The following is a 17,513-nucleotide window of genomic DNA, read 5'->3' as shown; positions in this document are numbered from 1 at the left end:
GGTGGCTGCTTGTGACGGGAATGATTGCCGTTGCACTCGGCATCGCCATTCTCGTCAACCCGATCTACGGACAGGTCTTCACGACGGTCTCGCAAGGTATCTGGATTACGGTCTGGGTTTCGCTGCTGGCCTTCTTCCTCGCGTCGGCCTTCGGTCTTCTCCTCGCGGTGATGAGCCTTTCAGAACATGTCGTTGTCAGGCAGATCTCGCGGTTTTATGTCGAGATTGTTCGCGGCATCCCCTTGCTGGTGCTGCTGTTCTATATCGCCTTTGTCGGCGCGCCGGCGGCAGTCTGGCTGTGGAATTTCATGACGCAGCCGATGCAGGCGGCAGGGATTCTCGATCCATTGCAAGTTCGTGATTTCTCGCTGCTCTGGCGCGCGATCATCGCGTTGATGCTGGCCTATGCGGCCTTTCTCGCCGAGATTTTCCGGGCGGGCATCCAGGCCGTGGACAAGGGGCAGATCGAAGCTGCGAAAGCGTTGGGCCTCAAGCGGTTTCAACGGTTTCGGCTGATCGTCATGCCGCAGGCGATCCGCACCATCCTGCCGCCTTACGGCAATGATTTTATCTCGATGGTGAAGGATTCTTCGCTTGTCTCTGTGTTGGGCGTCGTCGACGTCACGCAGATGGGCAAGGTCTATGCCTCGGGCTCGTTCCGCTTCTTTGAAACGTACTCCGTCGTCGCCTATATATATCTCGTTCTGACAATCAGCCTGTCACTCGGGCTGCGCTGGCTGGAACGCCGTTTGAATCGCCGTTAATCCAGGAAACAGCGGCGCTTTGTCGCCGGATTATTACTTTTTTCGCTTGTTTCTTGACGTAAGTGGACCTCGAGTGCATATGTCCACGAAATAATCGGAAAGTCTGAGGAAACACCGCAATGGTTGCGCCACGCACACTCTATGACAAGATATGGGATGACCATTTGGTCGATAGTCAGGAGGACGGCACATGCCTTCTCTATATCGATCGCCATCTTGTCCATGAAGTGACCAGCCCGCAGGCTTTCGAAGGTCTTCGCCTCACTGGCCGCAAGGTTCGCCATCCGGAAAAGACACTCGCCGTCGTCGACCACAACATACCGACCTCGCCGGACCGGACGAAGCGTATCGAAAACAACGAGAGCCGTATCCAGGTCGAAGCCCTAGCCAAGAATGCGCTGGATTTCGGCGTCGAATACTATTCGGAGAAGGATATCCGTCAGGGCATCGTCCACATTATCGGGCCGGAGCAGGGTTTTACCCTGCCGGGCATGACGATCGTCTGTGGTGACAGCCACACCTCGACGCATGGCGCTTTCGGCGCTTTGGCGCATGGTATCGGCACATCGGAAGTCGAGCACGTTCTCGCGACGCAGACGCTGATCCAGTCGAAAGCCAAGAACATGCTGGTGCGTGTCGATGGCGTGCTGCCGGCCGGCGTGACCGCCAAGGACATCATCCTTGCCATCATCGGCGAGATCGGCACTGCGGGCGGTACCGGTTATGTCATCGAATATGCCGGCGAAGCCATTCGTGCGCTGTCGATGGAAGGCCGCATGACCATCTGCAATATGTCGATCGAAGGTGGCGCTCGCGCGGGCCTGATCGCACCGGACGAAACGACTTTCGCCTATGTCAAAGGCAAGCCGCGCGCGCCAAAGGGCGCAGCGTTCGACCAGGCACTCGAATACTGGAAAACGCTCCAGAGCGATGAGGGTGCGCATTTCGACAAGGTCGTCGTTCTGAACGCAGCCGATCTGCCGCCTATCGTTTCCTGGGGTTCTTCGCCGGAAGACGTGATTGCCGTCACCGGCGCCGTGCCGAACCCGGATGAGATTCCCGATGAGACCAAGCGCTCATCGAAGTGGCGCGCGCTCGACTATATGGGCCTGAAGCCCGGTACACCGATCACGGATATCAAGCTTGATCGTGTGTTCATCGGCTCTTGCACCAATGGCCGCATCGAAGATCTTCGTGCTGTCGCCAAGGTCGTCGAGGGCCGCACGGTTGCTGCAACCGTCGATGCGATGATCGTGCCGGGTTCAGGCTTGGTCAAGCAACAGGCGGAAGCCGAGGGGCTCGACAAGATTTTCAAGGCTGCTGGTTTTGACTGGCGCGAGCCAGGCTGCTCCATGTGCCTTGCAATGAACGATGATCGGCTGAAGCCCGGCGAACGCTGTGCCTCGACTTCGAACCGTAACTTCGAAGGCCGGCAGGGCTTCAAGGGCCGCACGCATCTTGTTTCGCCTGCGATGGCAGCCGCCGCGGCAATCGCCGGGCATTTTGTAGATATCAGAGAGTGGAAATAATTCTGCTGGCATCGCTGTCGAACCACGCACAGCAGCGATGCCATCCGTTTAAAACGAATCACCGCCCCCGATAGGCCGGGACGCCCTGATCCGGCAGCCATAGGCCTTCCGGTACGGGACCGGTCTGCCAGAACACATCGATCGGAATACCGCCGCGTGGATACCAATACCCACCGATGCGCAGCCACAACGGCTTGACCGCTTCGACAATACGCTTGCCGATCCCGACGGTGCAGTCTTCGTGGAAAGCCCCATGATTGCGGAAACTGCCGAGAAAGAGTTTCAGCGATTTGGACTCCACCAGTGTCTGGTCCGGCGCGTAGTCGATAACCAGATGGCCGAAATCCGGTTGGCCGGTAACCGGGCATAGCGAGGTGAATTCGGGGCAGGCGAAGCGTGCCAGGAAAAGCGTTCCGGCCTGCGGGTTCGGGACTGCATCGAGGATGGCCTCATCCGGATGCTGCGGGATTTGCACATCCTTGCCGAGCATCGTCGCCTGTTCTGCATAATTACTCATGCTGCTTTCCTTTCCATCTCGAACTCGCCCTGATACTCGCAGCCCTCGCCGCAAGTGTCCCTGTAGACGCCAACTTCGGCCAAACCGGGCAGGGACAGTGCAAAGTGCCGCCACAGCCACATCGCGATGTTTTCAAGCGTTGGTGTTTCAAGCCCTTCGATTTCGTTGAGATAGCGATGATCGAGTTTGCCGTGAGCGCTGTCGAAAGCGCTTTTGACAGCGCCAAGGTCGGAGATTAGGCCGGTCCTCGTATCGGGTTTTCCTTCCAGCGTCACGCGAACGCGAAAGCTGTGCCCGTGCAGACGCGTATTGATGTGTCCGTCGGGAAAGATGTGCGGCAAATGATGCGCCGCTTCAAACGTGAATTCGTTGAAGATTCTCATGGTTTTCCTCGTTCGCATTGGCGCAATACAGGCGCCCGCAAAAGCAATTCCAGCAAAAGTGTTCTACGGTTTTGCGTCCGGAATTGCTGTAAACAAAGGGCTTACCTCAAGGCAAACCCAGTATCTTGTGTGTCTGCGTGCTCAGCCGCCAAAGCGGATGGGCGAGGCAATAGGCCGCTGCAGATGCCACATGCGCGGCGGTTTGCGCCGGATCACCGATGACGTCAAGAGGCTGCAGATAGAAATGCTCGAAGGAGAGCTGCTCGAACCGCGAAGGATGCGTCTCGGCTTCCTTTTGCGGATAGACCAGTTTGAGCTCGTTGCCGCTGGTCTGAACGAGCGGCGCGGCCGCCTTGGGCGAGACGCAGATCCAGTCAATTTCCGCCGGCGCCGCGATGGTGCCATTAGTCTCGATACCTACTTCGAAACCGCGCGCGTGAAAGGCCTTGATCAATGGCGTGTCAAGCTGCAGCAGCGGCTCGCCGCCGGTGCAGATGACATAAGGCTTGCCGCCAGCATTTTGTGGCCAGGCTGCTGCCACGGCGTCAGCCAGAGCGGCTGCCGTTTTAAACTTGCCGCCGCCCGGACCATTCACGCCGATAAAATCCGTATCGCAGAACTTGCAGTTCGCCTCTTCGCGGTCGCGCTCGAGCCCGGACCACAGATTGCAGCCGGCAAAACGCATAAACACGGCGGCGCGGCCCGTATGATTGCCTTCGCCCTGCAAGGTCAGGTAGATTTCCTTGACGGCGTAGCTCATGCGAACTCCGCCTTGAACTTCTGCCACCCTTTCGCACGTAATTCGCAGGCCGGACAGCTGTTACAGCCATAGCCCCACTCATGCCGCTGCGAACGATCGCCGAGATAGCAAGTATGGGTGTGCTCGACGACCAGATCCAGCAAAGCTTCGCCGCCGAGATCTTGCGCCAGTTCAAAGGTCTCGGCCTTGTCGAGCCACATCAAGGGCGTTTCGATCGTTATGCGGCGGTCCAGCCCCAGCGACAGCGCTACTTGCTGGGCCTTCAATGTGTCATCGCGGCAATCGGGATACCCGGAGTAGTCGGTCTCGCACATGCCGCCTACGATTGTCCGCAGGCCGCGGCGGTAGGCCAGCGCAGCGGCGAGTGTGAAGAACAGCAGATTGCGGCCGGGCACAAACGTATTCGGCAAGCCGTTTTCCGCCATCTCGATGGCAATATCCTGAGTCATGGCTGTCGATCCAAGCTCGCCGATGATGCTTGCGTCCAGCATATGATCGTCGCCAAGCCGCGCGGTCCAATCCGGAAATTTGCCGGCGAGGGCGCTACGGAATCGCCCGCGCATCTCGAGCTCGATCCGGTGCCGCTGGCCATAGTCGAAACCAACCGTTTCAACGCGGTCGAAGCGCGATAGTGCCCAGGCGAGGCAAGTCGCCGAATCCTGCCCGCCGGAAAACAGGACCAGTGCGCCGTCGGAGCTGCGAGCCATTATTACTACCTCTCGATGAAGCGGCCCCCAATACAGGGCGCAGCTAACGGAGGCAAATCAAATCTTGACGTGAGGAGGCGCTATTCGCAGCCTGGATTGCCAAGAACCGGCGTTTCGTTGCGGTCGACACCATACATGTAACCGCGTCCTTGAATGACAAACGCGCTGTTGCAACCGCCGGTATTTGGCGCCGGGACGACACCTGCGACGAGCGGGTCGCTGACTGGGGAGATTACCGAGGGGCCTTTACCCCGTTTATAGACTGGCACCTGCCGCCGAATGGCCCGGCCCAGCTTGTCGGATTTCGCTGCAGCGGCACCCACAAAGATGATCTTCAGGCCTCCCGCCTCATGCAGGATCACATTGCCATATTCGTCGCCATAGCTATTGCCGGGATTGAAATCTTCTGCCGCCGCAATCTGCGAACTGATCGCGAGCGTAAGCGATACCAGTACTGAGCAGGCAAGATTCTTGTTCTGGAACATGGCCGACCTCGGATGCTCGAATTTCGTCAACCGAAGATTAACCTTTTATTAACAATTGTCATCCGCTCAAAACCTAATCAAATCGATTTTCATCCCCGGTGCAGGTTGACGTGCTGACCGCAATCAACCAATCCTCCGATGTATAAGAACACCCTGCCGAGGCAGCCATGAAGGGACAGATGCGACCATGACCAAGAAAAGCGCGGACGAGCACGCCATCGACATTTCCTTGCTGCATCTCAGCCATGCCCATGAGTTCGCGCCTCTCCTTGCCAGTTATGCCCAGGCCCTGAAGCGGGGCGCACCGCGCCGTCCGGACGATTATTACGCCGAGAACCTGTTGCGGGATCGCACGGCGGAAATCGCTGGCGCCCGGCTCGATGGGGTTCTCGTCGGCTTCGTCATTTTCTACGATCTGCCCGAACCCGTGTCCGGCATGCGCGCCGGCCAGGTCGATCATATCTATGTGCACCATGATCATCGCGGCAAAGGTATTGCCAAGGCACTGATCGACGTGCTCGCCGACAAGGCGGAAGAACGCGGCTGGACCAAGCTCTCGCTCAATGCGCCGCGCGTGCCGGAAGATGGCCGCAAGCTCTACGAACAGGTCGCTGCGCCCGCCGACTGGACCAGTTTCATCATCCGCTTCGGCAATCAGTAACCCGGGGCAACCCGGGATTGTTACGCACGATGAATATCCTGCAAACGACCCGTCCCGTCGCGTTCGACTATCGTATAAATGCTCGTCTTGAGTCTCGTTGTTCGAGACTCAGGCAATTTATTTTTGCAGGGCACGCGTGCCAGATTTGACCGCTGAAACAGGCGTTTTTACCGCTTTAAACGATTGAATTTTAAGCAAAAACCTTATTGACTTGCTATTCAAGCCAATTCGCCGCATGAGGGTGCGGAATGGGGCTTTGACGCAGTGCAAAAACCGGATTAAAACCCCTCTAAATTGCCTTTATCCAGCCTTTCGGCCCTGCCCGTCTAACCAGATGTGGCGCTACCCTCGGGGACGCTATGAGCAAGACAAATCTTAGAGCGAGATCGGGTCATATTGACGACGTTCTGTTTCTCGGATGGCGAGACAATCCACTAGGAAGGTGGCGAGGGCGATGTGCTTCCATCGTCCGATGCCGCCTGACAACGTGGTTGGCCGCCAGCCGGAAACCCGAAGGGCCGGGCGAATTTGGTCCAAATCCTTCGGACTTCGGCCTCGTCCGATGGAAAAACATCGGCCTCGCCAAACCCCTCGACCTTGAACCAAATTCCATCCGGCAGAACGCATCAATATGACCCAATCTCGCTCTACAGCCAATCGGCCGCTGTCGCCGCATTTGCAAATCTACAAACCAATTCCAACCATGGTCATGTCGATCGTCCACCGCATCACCGGCTCGGCGCTTTATGTCGGCACGCTGCTGGTCGCCTGGTGGCTGATCGCAACGGCGACAAGCGAGCGGCAGTTCGACATCGTCAACATGGTCTATGGTTCATGGATCGGCCTTCTGGTTCTGCTCGGTTACACCTGGGCGCTTATTCATCACATGATCGGCGGCATACGCCACCTGATCTGGGATACCGGCCGCGGCCTCGAGAAGGACACGACCACGAAGATGGCCTGGGGTTCGCTCGTTCTTTCCGTCGCATTGACGATCCTGGTCTGGATCGCCGCATTTACGATAGCTTGAGGAGGCGGATATGAGCGATATGCGCACGCCGCTTAAGAAGGTTCGCGGACTTGGTTCTGCAAAAGAAGGCACGGAACATTTCTGGCGTCAGCGCCTGACTGCGATGTCGAATATTCCGCTGATCCTGTTCTTCATCGGGCTGATTCTGTCCCTGCATGGCGCAGGCTATGTCGAGACAAGGGCCGCCCTGTCCCATCCGCTGACTGCCCTTGTGCTGTTGATGGTGATCATCTCCGGTCTCTATCACATGCGTCTCGGCATGCAGGTCATCATTGAAGATTATGTACACGGTGAAGGTGCGAAGGTCGTGCTTTTGATGCTCAATACCTTCTTCGCTCTTGGCGTCGGTATCGTGTGCATCTTTGCGATCCTCAAGCTGAGCTTTGGAGTTTAAACTCTACTATGGCACCAACAGATAAAGCCTATAAGTTCGTCGACCACAAGTTCGATGTGGTCGTCGTCGGCGCGGGTGGCGCGGGCCTGCGCGCCACGCTCGGCATGGCGGAGCAGGGCCTGAAGACAGCCTGCATTACCAAGGTTTTCCCCACCCGCTCACATACGGTTGCAGCGCAGGGCGGCATCGCTGCCTCGCTTAGCAATATGGGTGCCGATTCCTGGCAGTGGCACATGTATGACACCGTCAAGGGTTCGGACTGGCTTGGCGATACGGACGCCATGGAATATCTGGTGCGGGAAGCGCCGGCCGCCGTCTACGAGCTCGAACACTACGGCGTGCCGTTCTCGCGCACCGAAGAGGGCAAGATCTACCAGCGCCCCTTCGGCGGCCACATGATGAATTATGGCGATGGTCCGCCGGTGCAGCGCACCTGCGCGGCGGCCGATCGCACAGGCCACGCCATCCTGCACACGCTCTATGGTCAGAGCCTGCGCCACAATGCGCAGTTCTTCATCGAGTATTTCGCGCTCGATCTCATCCAGGATGAAGAGGGCACTATCACCGGCGTTGTCGCCTGGAACCTCGACGATGGCACGATCCACCGCTTTGCCGCCAAGATGGTGGTTATGGCAACGGGCGGCTATGGCCGCTCATACTTCTCCGCAACGTCGGCGCATACCTGCACCGGCGATGGCGGCGGCATGGTTGCGCGCACGGGTTTGCCCTTGCAGGACATGGAATTCGTCCAGTTCCACCCGACTGGTATTTATGGCGCCGGCTGTCTGATCACGGAAGGTGCGCGCGGCGAGGGCGGTTACCTCGTCAATTCTGAAGGCGAGCGTTTCATGGAGCGCTATGCACCCTCCGCCAAGGATCTGGCGTCGCGCGACGTGGTTTCACGCTGCATGACGCTGGAGATCCGCGAAGGGCGCGGCGTCGGCAAGAACAAGGATCACATCTTCCTGCATCTTGATCACCTCGATCCGGCCGTCCTGCACGAGCGGCTGCCAGGCATTTCGGAATCGGCGAAGATTTTTGCCGGCGTCGATCTCACCAAGGAGCCGATCCCGGTCATTCCGACGGTTCACTACAATATGGGGGGCATCCCGACCAATTATTGGGGTGAAGCGCTCAATCCGACCAAGGAAGATCCGGACCGGATCCAGCCCGGTCTGATGGCTGTGGGCGAGGCGGGTTGCGCCTCGGTGCATGGCGCCAATCGTCTCGGCTCCAATTCGCTGATCGACCTTGTGGTGTTCGGTCGTGCCGCTGCGATCCGCGCCGGACAGGTAATCGACCGTAACGCCAAGATCCCGGACATCAATGAGGCTTCGGTCACGAAGATCATGGATCGCTTCGACCGCCTGCGTCATGCCAATGGCGGAATTCCGACCGCTGCGTTGCGCGAAAAGATGCAAAAGACCATGCAGGAAGATGCGGCAGTGTTCCGCACTTCGGAATCGCTGAAGTCGGGCGTGAACCGCATGGAGCAGATCTGGAACGAGCTACCGGATGTGAAAGTTACGGATCGTTCGATGATCTGGAATTCCGATCTGGTGGAAACGCTCGAACTCGAAAACCTCATGGCCAATGCCATCACCACAGTCGTTGCCGCCGAGGCGCGCAAGGAAAGCCGCGGCGCCCATGCGCACGAGGATTTCCCCAACCGCGATGATGTCAACTGGCGCAAGCACAGCCTTGCCTGGCTGGCGCCGGATGGAAAGGTCACGCTGGGTTATCGTCCTGTTCACCTCGAGCCGCTGCTCAAGGAAGAGGATGGCGGCATCAGCCTCGCCAAGATCGCGCCGAAAGCGCGTGTGTACTAAAAGCAATCCCGGGAAAAGTGGGTACCGGTTTTCCGTCAGGGGTTGCGACAGAACAAATAGAGAGACCAGGATATTATGGTTGAACTTGCACTTCCCAAGAACTCGCAGATGCGTCCCGGCAAGACATGGGATCGTCCGCAGGGCGCAAACAATCTGCGCGAGTACCGGATTTACCGCTGGTCGCCGGACGATGGCGAAAATCCGCGTATCGATACCTATTATGTCGATCTGGATGACTGCGGGCCCATGGTGCTCGATGGTCTGTTGTGGATCAAGAACAAGATCGATCCGACACTGACATTGCGCCGGTCGTGCCGTGAGGGCATTTGCGGCTCCTGCGCCATGAACATCGATGGCACCAATACGCTCGCCTGCACCAAGGGCATGGACGAGATCAAGGGCGCTGTGAAGATCTATCCGCTGCCGCATCTGCCCGTCGTCAAGGATCTGGTGCCGGACCTCTCCAATTTCTACGCGCAGCATCGTTCGATCGAGCCGTGGCTGAAGACGGTCTCACCTGAGCCGGCCAAGGAATGGCTGCAGAGTCACGAGGACCGCGCCAAGCTCGATGGCCTTTACGAGTGCATCCTGTGCGCCTGCTGCTCGACCTCATGCCCAAGCTACTGGTGGAATGGTGATCGCTATCTCGGCCCGGCTGTTCTGCTCCAAGCCTATCGCTGGCTGATCGATAGCCGTGACGAAGCAACGGGCGAGCGTCTGGACAATCTGGAAGACCCTTTCCGGCTCTATCGCTGCCACACGATCATGAACTGCGCGCAGGCTTGCCCGAAGGGTCTTAACCCTGCCAAGGCAATTGCCGAAATCAAGAAGATGATGGTGGAGCGCCGGGTTTGATTTTAACGTAGGAGCTTATATTTTGCGCTATTTTGATAGAGTTTTTGGCAAGGTCAGTATTTTCTCATCAATCATGATTTTCACAGTTGTAGCGGGCCCTTCGCAAGCATCGGCAGGCCCCTCAGAGAATATCCTGAGTCAGATACAACGGAGTATTGAATCTAACTGGGCGCGTCCTGTGGATTTAGACGCGTCTCCAGATTTCACCGTGACGGTCAAATTTCATCTTGATCGAAAGGGCGAAATCGAAGGGCAACTGAACATATCTGCCAGTGGGGCTCCGCCCGCGATGCAGAGAGCGGCAATTGCCAGCGTTCGCCGTTCCGTACTCCGTGCTGCACCGTATAAACTTCCTCCGGAAAAATATGAAAATTGGAAAGATGTCGAGGTGGTCTTCCATCTTGGAACTGAGAACCAATAGAATGGGTTTTGCAGGCGAGCTTTGAGGTTGGAGAGTTCGGTCCATTTGCCTGAAGCACCCTGCTCTCTGTCGCCTGTGCATGATTATGCGCACCAGCCTCGACGAAGCAACGGGCGAGCGTCTGGACAATCTGGAAGATCCGTTCCGGCTCTATCGCTGCCATACGATCATGAACTGCGCGCAGGCTTGCCCGAAAGGTCTTAATCCCGCCAAAGCAATCGCCGAGATCAAGAAGATGATGGTGGAGCGGCGGGTTTGACGCCGCGGTCGCCGAAGGAAGCTAGGCAGAATTCGGCCAGAAAACCCACAGCAACGCGATAGCCGCCAGCGTCCAGACCAGCACCACAAAGATCAGCCCCTCCTTGCTCGCCGGTCTGGCGCGGCGCGTGGCCTCGTCCCGGAGTTCCTGCATGAGATCGTCAGGCACAAGTTTGACCGCCAGCATGATGCCAAGCGGTACTATGATGAGATCGTCCAGGTAGCCGATGATCGGAATGAAGTCCGGTATAAGATCGATAGGACTCAGAGCATAGGCGGCAACGGCCCCGGCGACTGCTTTCGCATACCACGGAACACGCGGATCACGCGCGGCGAGCCAGAGCGCAACGACATCGCGTTTGATAGTCCGCGCCCACTGTTTGAGCGATGCAATCATAAGTTAAGTGATCCGGCCTATCGCCATACACAATAACGGGCGCCAGAGCGCCCGCAGATCATTCGGTTGGCTGCCTGACAATCAAGCCAGCCTGGCATCCAGAGTAAGTTCGATCGCGCCGAGCGCCTTTGACACGGGGCAGTTGGCCTTGGCTTTGTTGGCAAGCTCACTGAAAGTCGCAGCGTCGATACCCGGAACATTGCCGACCAGCGTCAGTGCGCTTTTGGTGATCGCGCCCTTGGCCGGGTCAAGCGTCACGACCGCCTTTGCCTCGAGCTTTTCCGCCGGGGTGCCGTTCTCCGCAAGGAAGTGTGAAAGCTGCATGGCAAAACAACCCGCGTGGGCTGCGCCTAGCAGTTCCTCAGGATTGGTACCGGAAGTGCCGCTTGCGTCCTCGAAACGGGCCTTGAAATTGTAGGGAAGACCTTTCAACGCGCCGCTTTGGGTGTCGAGCGTACCTTGGCCATCTTTCAGCGCGCCTTTCCAGATTGCTGTTGCTTGTCTGTCCATTTCTATCTCCCTCGTTGAAGTTATTGCAAGACGTGTGGTGCGCCGTGATCAGGCTTGGCGATAACGGTTCCGTGCTAGCATAGTTCCGTATCATATCCATGGCACCGTATTATTCCATCGCCTAATTTACGGATCGATTTCCCTCCCTCTAAACTGGAGTTTTTCATAGGGGGATTTTAATCATGCATATTATTCTGGCAGTTCTCGGGCTCCTCGGCGGCGGCCTCTTCTGGTGGTACAGGTTGAAGATACTGAATGAAGCGGCGGGTGATGTCCTAGACGGCGCCGGGCGCCTGCGCGGATATTTCCGACGCAGGAAAATACGCTTGCAGGCAGAGCATTCGCCGCTGACTGCGATTGAGGACCCGGTTCTTGCCGCAGCGACATTGATCTTTGCGATCATCGCCGAAGATACTCTGATTACGGATGGTCATTTCGATGCCGTAAGGAGTGTGGTCCTTCATATCAGCAGTCCCAAAAAGGCGGACGAGGCGATGATCTATGCGAAATGGGCTTTCAGCCAGGTCGGCGATACCGCAACTGTCATCGAAAAAACCTCCCCGTTTCTGCGCCAGCAGCTTAACGAACTGGAAAAGTGCGAATTGATTGATATGGTAGGGGCGGCCGCTGCTGCCGTCCCTGTCTCCCATCATTACGGCCAGCGTGTCAGAAAGCTAAAGCAGAGGCTTGGCCTCCAAGTCGACTGATCAACCAAGATCAAACAGGAAAATCCCGTGAAACTGAAGAAACTCGGCAGGACCGATATCGTCGTCACTGAAATTTGCCTCGGCACCATGACCTGGGGCGTACAGAACACCGAAGCCGATGCACACAGCCAGATCGACTATGCGCTGGATGCGGGTATCAATTTCATGGATACGGCGGAAGTCTATGCAATTCCGTCGAGCGCGGACACCTACGGCAAAACCGAAAGTTATATCGGCACGTGGTTCAAGAAAACCGGCAAGCGCGACAAGTTCGTATTGGCGTCGAAGATTTCCGGCGGCGGCAATAGCTGGATCCGCAATGGAACTCCACCTGATCGCCAGACCGTGCGTGAGGCGGTGGAAGGCAGTCTGAAGCGTCTGCAGACCGACTATATCGATCTCTATCAGGTCCACTATGCCGCCCGCGGTCATTATCATTTCGGTACCGCATGGCAGTATGCGCCGCAGAACCAGGACAAGTCGCAGGTCGTCGCCCAGATCGAAGAGGCTCTGCAAGGGCTTGGCGATATGGTCAAGGAAGGCAAGATCCGTCACATCGGCCTTTCCAACGAAACGGCCTGGGGCATCGGTCAATGGCTCAAGCTTTCCGAGCGTCACGATCTGCCCCGCGTTGCTTCGGTGCAGAACGAATACAGCCTTATCCAGCGCGTTTTCGATCTCGATCTTGCCGAACTCAGCCATCATGAGGATGTCGGCCTTCTCGCCTATTCGTCGCTGGCTTCCGGTGTACTGACCGGCAAATATCTCGACGGGAAAACGCCGGCGGGCACACGTGGCTCGATTCAGCCGGGCGGTCTGTGGCGCAACAATGAACACTCCGCGCCTGCGGTTCGCGCTTATATTGAACTCGCCCGCAAGCACAATCTCGATGTGGCGCAGATGGCGATCGCTTTCGCGCTGACGCGGCCGTTCATGACCTCGGTTATCATCGGTGCAACATCAATGGAGCAGTTGAAGACCGATATATGGGCAAGCCAGATCACGCTGCCACCGGAACTCCTCAAGGAGATAAACGCGATCTACCGCAAATATCCACGCCCGCTCTAGATCGGCTGGCCCTGCAGCAGTTTCGGCGCTGTCGTCGATAGTCCCGCGGCCTGGCGGATGAAGAATCCCTTGAGCCGCGGCATCCGTTCGACAAGGCCGAGACCGAAATCGCGCAGCGCCCGGACCGGTACGTTGTCGTTGGAAAACAGCCGGTTCAAAACGTCCGTTGTGACGCCCATCTGCACCGTGTCGAAGCGGCGCCAGGTCTGGTAGCGCTCGAGCACCGCTACCGAACCGATGTCGAGCCCGAGCCGATCGGCATCGACGATGGTTTCCGCCAACGCTGCCGCATCTTTGAAGCCGAGATTGAGACCTTGCCCGGCGATCGGGTGGATGCCGTGCGCTGCATCGCCCACCAGCGCGAAGCGCGGCTTGACGAAATCCCGAGCAAGCGTAAGACCGAGCGGAAAGGCTTTACGCGCGCCTTCCACGTGTACTTCACCGAGTTTCAGGCCAAAGCGTTGTTCGAGTTCGGCTTCAAAAACGAAATCATCCTCGTTGATCAGGCGCTCTGCATCTGCGGTCCGTTCTGTCCAGACCAGCGATGAACGGTTTCCTTTGAGCGGCAGCACCGCAAAGGGGCCTGCCGGCAAGAAGTGTTCCTCGGCCCGGCCATGATGCGGGCGCTCATGGGTGACGGTGCAAACGATGCCTGACTGGCCGTATTCCCAGTTCACGACCTTGATGCCGGCCATCTCGCGCAGGCGGGATTTGACGCCGTCGGCCGCGATCAGCAGCCGGGTGCGCAAGCTCTTGTTATCTGAATAACGGACCGTCAGATGTGCCTCGCCATGTTCGAAACCGTTCACCGGCGCGCCTTCGATGAAGGTTACGCCAAGTTCTTCCGCCTTCTTGCGCAACGATGCGTTGAGGACGCGGTTCTCGACCATATGCGCGAACGGCTCGCCCGGCTCGACTTCGCCGTTGAAGGTCAAGAACACCGGCCGTACGGGATCGGACGTGCGCGAATCGGTGACGATCATCTCGGTAATGGGTTGCGCTTCGGGAAGGATCGCCTCCCAGCATCCGAGGCGGTCCAGCATGCGGCTTGCGGCGGCGGCGATAGCCGACGCGCGCGTATCGTTACGCCAGACGCCGGCGGGCGCGGCGTCGATAACCGTGACGGCAAGGTGCGGCGCCGATGATTTCAGCGCGACCGCTGTCGCAAGGCCGACATAGCCTGCGCCGGCGATGGTGATGTCTTGCGGGGAGCTTCGTTCAACCATGATTTGCCTCCGGGTTGCAATTGTGCGGCGCTTGACTTGTGCTGCTGTTCCTGTTGCAAGCGTTGGACGCGCGAACGGGAGACTTCGATCATGTCTGACGCCATGAATGAGCTTTTGTCCATACTCGACCTTGAGATGCTTGAACACAACCTGTTTCGAGGTCGCAGCCCGCAGTCCGGCTGGCAACGCGTCTTCGGCGGCCAGGTCATCGGCCAGGCATTGGTCGCAGCACAGCGCACCGTCGATCCTCTGCGTCATGTGCATTCGCTGCACGGCTATTTCATGCGCGCCGGCGATCCGAAAGTGCCGATCATCTACGAGGTCGATCGTATTCGCGACGGTTCGAGCTTCACCACGCGGCGCGTTGTCGGTATCCAGCACGGCCACGCGATCTTTTCGCTGGAAGCCTCCTTCCAGATCGAGGAGGAGGGGCTTGAACATCAAAAGCCCAAACCGCTCGACGTCACCGAACCGGAAAATCTCATCAGCGACCGCGACCTGAAAGAGCAATATCTGCAGAATGCGCCTGCCGCTATCCGCAAGTACTGGGAGCAGGACCGGCCCATCGAGATGAAGCCTCTGTCGCTCGCCCATTATTTCTCGCGCGAGAAGCTGCCGCCCGAGCAGAACGTGTGGATCAAGACCACAGGTCCTGTGCCGGATGATCGCGCCGTGCAGGCGGCGGTGCTGGCCTACCTGTCGGACATGACGCTGCTCGATACCTCGCTCTATGCGCATGGGAGATCGATTTTCGATCGCGACCTGCAGGTCGCCAGTCTCGACCACGCCATGTGGTTTCATCGTCCCTGCCGTTTCGACGATTGGCTGCTTTATACGGCAGACAGCCCCAGTACATCCGGAGCGCGTGGCTTTAATCGTGGTGCAATCTATAGCCGTGATGGCATATTGATTGCCTCGACAGCACAGGAAGGCCTAATTCGTGTGCATTCCGAGGCGTGACGTTTTTAAAGACCATTGAGTTTGCCTAAATTTTAGGCATGTTGCTTAGAGTCACGCAGGCATGCTGCCAATTGTTAAAAATATACATTTATAATCAATAACTTGGCGTTATATTTCGAGTCTGGCATGGAACTTGAATACTCCTTAGCAGTCACCGATTGCCGCAAGCGGCTTTAGGCGATGGGTTCAACGCGGATGTGAAGCCTTTCGAGTAATTCCACCTGAAAGGCGCCGCGCTAGCGCAGGGGTATATTCAATGAAAATTGTGATGGCCATCATCAAGCCGTTCAAGCTGGACGAAGTGCGCGAAGCACTCACCGCTGTCGGCATCCAGGGCCTGACCGTCACCGAGGTGAAAGGTTATGGCCGCCAGAAAGGGCACACCGAGATTTATCGCGGGGCGGAATATGCCGTCAGCTTCCTTCCGAAGCTGAAGGTGGAAGTCGCGGTCGCATCCGAGCTCGTCGACACTGCCGTTGAAGCCATCACCACGGCTGCCAAGACCGGTCAGATCGGTGACGGAAAGATATTCGTTCTCAGCATCGAGCAGGCCGTCCGTATCCGCACGGGCGAGACCGACACCGACGCGCTGTGATTTATTTGGGGTTCAAGGAGACAATAATGAAAATTCCAACCAGTCTGACATCTGCGGCGCGCAGCACCCTTCTCGGGTCGCTCGCACTGGTCGCTATCGGTACGCTGGCCGCATTCGCTCAGGAGGCCGCGCCAGCAGCTCCCGCCGCCGCAGCGCCAGCCTTCACAGTCGACAAGGGCGACACCACCTGGATGATGATCTCGACAGTGCTTGTGCTGTTGATGACCATCCCCGGCCTCGCGCTTTTCTATGGCGGTCTTGTCCGCTCGAAGAACATGCTTTCGGTTCTCATGCAGGTCTTCACCATCACCGCTGTGGTGATGCTGATCTGGGTGTTCTACGGCTATAGCCTGGCGTTCACACCCGGCAATTCGTTTGTCGGTGGCCTGTCGAAGGCATTCTTGCAAGGCGTCGACGTGACGACGATGTCCGAAACCTTCACGAAGGGCGTCGCCATCCCCGAGCTGGTCTATGTCGTCTTCCAGATGACCTTTGCCTGCATCACGCCGGCGCTTATCGTCGGTGCGTTCGCTGAACGCGTGAAGTTCTCGGCGGTCATCCTGTTCGTTATTCTCTGGGTCACCTTCGTTTACTTCCCGATCGCTCACATGGTCTGGTTCTGGGGTGGTCCAAGTGCCTATTCCGACCCGTCGGGCCTGATCTTCGGCTTTGGCGCAATCGACTTCGCCGGTGGTACCGTCGTTCATATCAATGCCGGCATTGCAGGTCTCGTCGGCGCTCTGATGATCGGCAAGCGTACCGGCTACAAGAAAGACATCATGGCACCGCACTCCATGACGATGACCATGATCGGTGCGTCATTGCTGTGGGTTGGCTGGTTCGGCTTCAATGCCGGTTCCAATCTCGAAGCCAATGCCTATGCGGGCCTTGCCATGATCAACACCTTCGTCGCGACAGCTGCTGCGGCGGTGATGTGGATCATCCTCGAATCCTTCCTGCGTGGTAAGGCTTCGATGCTCGGTGCCGTATCGGGCGCCGTTGCCGGCCTGGTTGCCGTTACCCCGGCTGCCGGTTTTGTCGGTCCGATGGGAGCCATCGTGCTCGGCGCGGTCGTCACCGTCGTCTGCTACTTCTTCGTCGCAGTGGTGAAGAACACGTTCGACTATGATGACAGCCTCGATGTCTTCGGCATCCATTGCGTCGGTGGTATCATCGGTGCTCTTGGTACCGGCATCCTCGTCAATCCTGCACTGGGTGGTGCCGGCATCGTTGATTATTCGACTGCCGACTTCGCCGCCAGCTACGCAGGTACGGCGACTCAGCTCTGGGCGCAGTTCAAGGGTGTCGCCGTGACACTGCTCTGGTCCGGTATCGGTAGCGCGATCCTTTACAAGATCGTCGATCTGATCGTCGGCCTGCGCGCATCGCCTGAATCAGAGCGTGAAGGCCTCGACCTCACCTCGCACGGCGAAGCTGCCTATCACAGCTGATAGAAC

The 17,513-nt window shown here is 57.8% G+C and carries 21 protein-coding genes and 1 pseudogene; 14 read left to right on the top strand and 8 right to left on the bottom strand.

The window, feature by feature from the left end:
• Positions 1-20: 20 nt before the first annotated feature.
• Positions 21-764, top strand: coding sequence for an amino acid ABC transporter permease (locus tag C7476_RS09155; protein ID WP_245426261.1), 744 nt, complete (start codon positions 21-23; stop codon positions 762-764).
• Positions 765-883: 119 nt separating this feature from the next.
• The gene (leuC, locus tag C7476_RS09150; protein WP_114429634.1) at positions 884-2,293 is read left to right on the top strand and encodes a 3-isopropylmalate dehydratase large subunit; all 1,410 of its coding nucleotides are present in this window, start codon (positions 884-886) and stop codon (positions 2,291-2,293) included.
• A 58-nt stretch (positions 2,294-2,351) separates the two neighbouring features.
• Here leuC and queF read toward each other — a convergent pair whose 3' ends face one another.
• The 5 genes from queF to C7476_RS09125 form a co-directional block, all read right to left on the bottom strand.
• Positions 2,352-2,810 (bottom strand): preQ(1) synthase, encoded by a 459-nt coding sequence (gene queF, locus C7476_RS09145; RefSeq protein WP_114429633.1) that lies wholly within the window; start codon positions 2,808-2,810, stop codon positions 2,352-2,354.
• Positions 2,807-3,193 (bottom strand): 6-pyruvoyl trahydropterin synthase family protein, encoded by a 387-nt coding sequence (locus C7476_RS09140; RefSeq protein ID WP_114429631.1) that lies wholly within the window; start codon positions 3,191-3,193, stop codon positions 2,807-2,809. The genes queF and C7476_RS09140 overlap by 4 nt, the downstream gene beginning before the upstream one ends.
• 106 nt (positions 3,194-3,299) lie before the next feature.
• Complete coding sequence (gene queE, locus C7476_RS09135; RefSeq protein WP_114429629.1) at positions 3,300-3,953, bottom strand: 7-carboxy-7-deazaguanine synthase; 654 nt, start codon at positions 3,951-3,953, stop codon at positions 3,300-3,302.
• On the bottom strand, positions 3,950-4,660 hold the full coding sequence (gene queC, locus C7476_RS09130) for a 7-cyano-7-deazaguanine synthase QueC (protein WP_114429628.1): 711 nt from the start codon (positions 4,658-4,660) through the stop codon (positions 3,950-3,952). The genes queE and queC overlap by 4 nt, the downstream gene beginning before the upstream one ends.
• A gap of 80 nt (positions 4,661-4,740) precedes the next feature.
• Positions 4,741-5,145 (bottom strand): hypothetical protein, encoded by a 405-nt coding sequence (locus tag C7476_RS09125; RefSeq protein WP_114429626.1) that lies wholly within the window; start codon positions 5,143-5,145, stop codon positions 4,741-4,743.
• A 187-nt stretch (positions 5,146-5,332) separates the two neighbouring features.
• On the opposite strand from C7476_RS09125, the gene C7476_RS09120 reads away from it, so the two are divergent.
• The 7 genes and pseudogenes from C7476_RS09120 to C7476_RS09090 all read left to right on the top strand — a co-directional run.
• Positions 5,333-5,806, top strand: a complete 474-nt coding sequence (locus C7476_RS09120) for a GNAT family N-acetyltransferase (protein WP_114429624.1) — start codon at positions 5,333-5,335, stop codon at positions 5,804-5,806.
• Between the two features lie 631 nt (positions 5,807-6,437).
• Positions 6,438-6,836, top strand: a complete 399-nt coding sequence (gene sdhC, locus C7476_RS09115) for a succinate dehydrogenase, cytochrome b556 subunit (RefSeq protein WP_114429622.1) — start codon at positions 6,438-6,440, stop codon at positions 6,834-6,836.
• Positions 6,837-6,846: 10 nt separating this feature from the next.
• Positions 6,847-7,230: a succinate dehydrogenase, hydrophobic membrane anchor protein gene (sdhD, locus tag C7476_RS09110; RefSeq protein WP_114429620.1), complete on the top strand. Its 384-nt coding sequence runs from the start codon at positions 6,847-6,849 to the stop codon at positions 7,228-7,230.
• 8 nt (positions 7,231-7,238) lie between these two features.
• The gene (gene sdhA, locus C7476_RS09105; protein WP_114429618.1) at positions 7,239-9,059 is read left to right on the top strand and encodes a succinate dehydrogenase flavoprotein subunit; all 1,821 of its coding nucleotides are present in this window, start codon (positions 7,239-7,241) and stop codon (positions 9,057-9,059) included.
• A 75-nt stretch (positions 9,060-9,134) separates the two neighbouring features.
• Entirely contained in the window at positions 9,135-9,914 is a 780-nt protein-coding gene (locus C7476_RS09100) for a succinate dehydrogenase iron-sulfur subunit (protein WP_112525080.1), read from the top strand.
• Between the two features lie 22 nt (positions 9,915-9,936).
• Positions 9,937-10,335: a cell envelope integrity TolA family protein gene (locus C7476_RS27830; RefSeq protein WP_147274638.1), complete on the top strand. Its 399-nt coding sequence runs from the start codon at positions 9,937-9,939 to the stop codon at positions 10,333-10,335.
• Between the two features lie 94 nt (positions 10,336-10,429).
• Positions 10,430-10,594, top strand: a pseudogene (locus tag C7476_RS09090) (succinate dehydrogenase iron-sulfur subunit); the annotation flags it as partial.
• Between the two features lie 21 nt (positions 10,595-10,615).
• On the opposite strand, the gene C7476_RS09085 reads toward C7476_RS09090, so the two are convergent.
• Entirely contained in the window at positions 10,616-10,990 is a 375-nt protein-coding gene (locus C7476_RS09085; RefSeq protein WP_114429615.1) for a YkvA family protein, read from the bottom strand.
• 81 nt (positions 10,991-11,071) lie between these two features.
• Positions 11,072-11,500, bottom strand: coding sequence for an OsmC family protein (locus C7476_RS09080; protein WP_112525084.1), 429 nt, complete (start codon positions 11,498-11,500; stop codon positions 11,072-11,074).
• A gap of 182 nt (positions 11,501-11,682) precedes the next feature.
• Here C7476_RS09080 and C7476_RS09075 point away from each other — a divergent pair, with 182 nt between their 5' ends.
• Positions 11,683-12,207 (top strand): hypothetical protein, encoded by a 525-nt coding sequence (locus tag C7476_RS09075; RefSeq protein ID WP_114429613.1) that lies wholly within the window; start codon positions 11,683-11,685, stop codon positions 12,205-12,207.
• 27 nt (positions 12,208-12,234) lie between these two features.
• The gene (locus C7476_RS09070) at positions 12,235-13,275 is read left to right on the top strand and encodes an aldo/keto reductase (RefSeq protein WP_245426248.1); all 1,041 of its coding nucleotides are present in this window, start codon (positions 12,235-12,237) and stop codon (positions 13,273-13,275) included.
• On the opposite strand, the gene C7476_RS09065 is transcribed toward C7476_RS09070, so the two are convergent.
• Positions 13,272-14,501 (bottom strand): ubiquinone biosynthesis hydroxylase, encoded by a 1,230-nt coding sequence (locus C7476_RS09065; RefSeq protein WP_114429612.1) that lies wholly within the window; start codon positions 14,499-14,501, stop codon positions 13,272-13,274. The two genes, C7476_RS09070 and C7476_RS09065, sit on opposite strands and share 4 nt — an antisense overlap.
• 90 nt (positions 14,502-14,591) lie before the next feature.
• Here C7476_RS09065 and tesB point away from each other — a divergent pair, with 90 nt between their 5' ends.
• The 3 genes from tesB (at position 14,592) to C7476_RS09050 (ending at position 17,507) form a co-directional block, all read left to right on the top strand.
• Entirely contained in the window at positions 14,592-15,461 is an 870-nt protein-coding gene (gene tesB / locus C7476_RS09060; protein WP_114429610.1) for an acyl-CoA thioesterase II, read from the top strand.
• A 256-nt stretch (positions 15,462-15,717) separates the two neighbouring features.
• Positions 15,718-16,056 carry a P-II family nitrogen regulator gene (locus tag C7476_RS09055; protein ID WP_100000921.1) on the top strand — a complete coding sequence of 113 codons (339 nt, stop codon included), beginning with the start codon at positions 15,718-15,720 and terminating at the stop codon, positions 16,054-16,056.
• A 26-nt stretch (positions 16,057-16,082) separates the two neighbouring features.
• The gene (locus C7476_RS09050) at positions 16,083-17,507 is read left to right on the top strand and encodes an ammonium transporter (protein WP_114429608.1); all 1,425 of its coding nucleotides are present in this window, start codon (positions 16,083-16,085) and stop codon (positions 17,505-17,507) included.
• Positions 17,508-17,513: the final 6 nt, after the last annotated feature.

Origin of the sequence: Phyllobacterium bourgognense (genome assembly GCF_003337575.1) — a bacterium.
Taxonomy (GTDB): Bacteria; Pseudomonadota; Alphaproteobacteria; order Rhizobiales; family Rhizobiaceae; genus Phyllobacterium; species Phyllobacterium bourgognense.
Note: the sequence above shows the minus strand (reverse complement) of the source record. Positions and strands in the feature narration are given on the sequence as shown.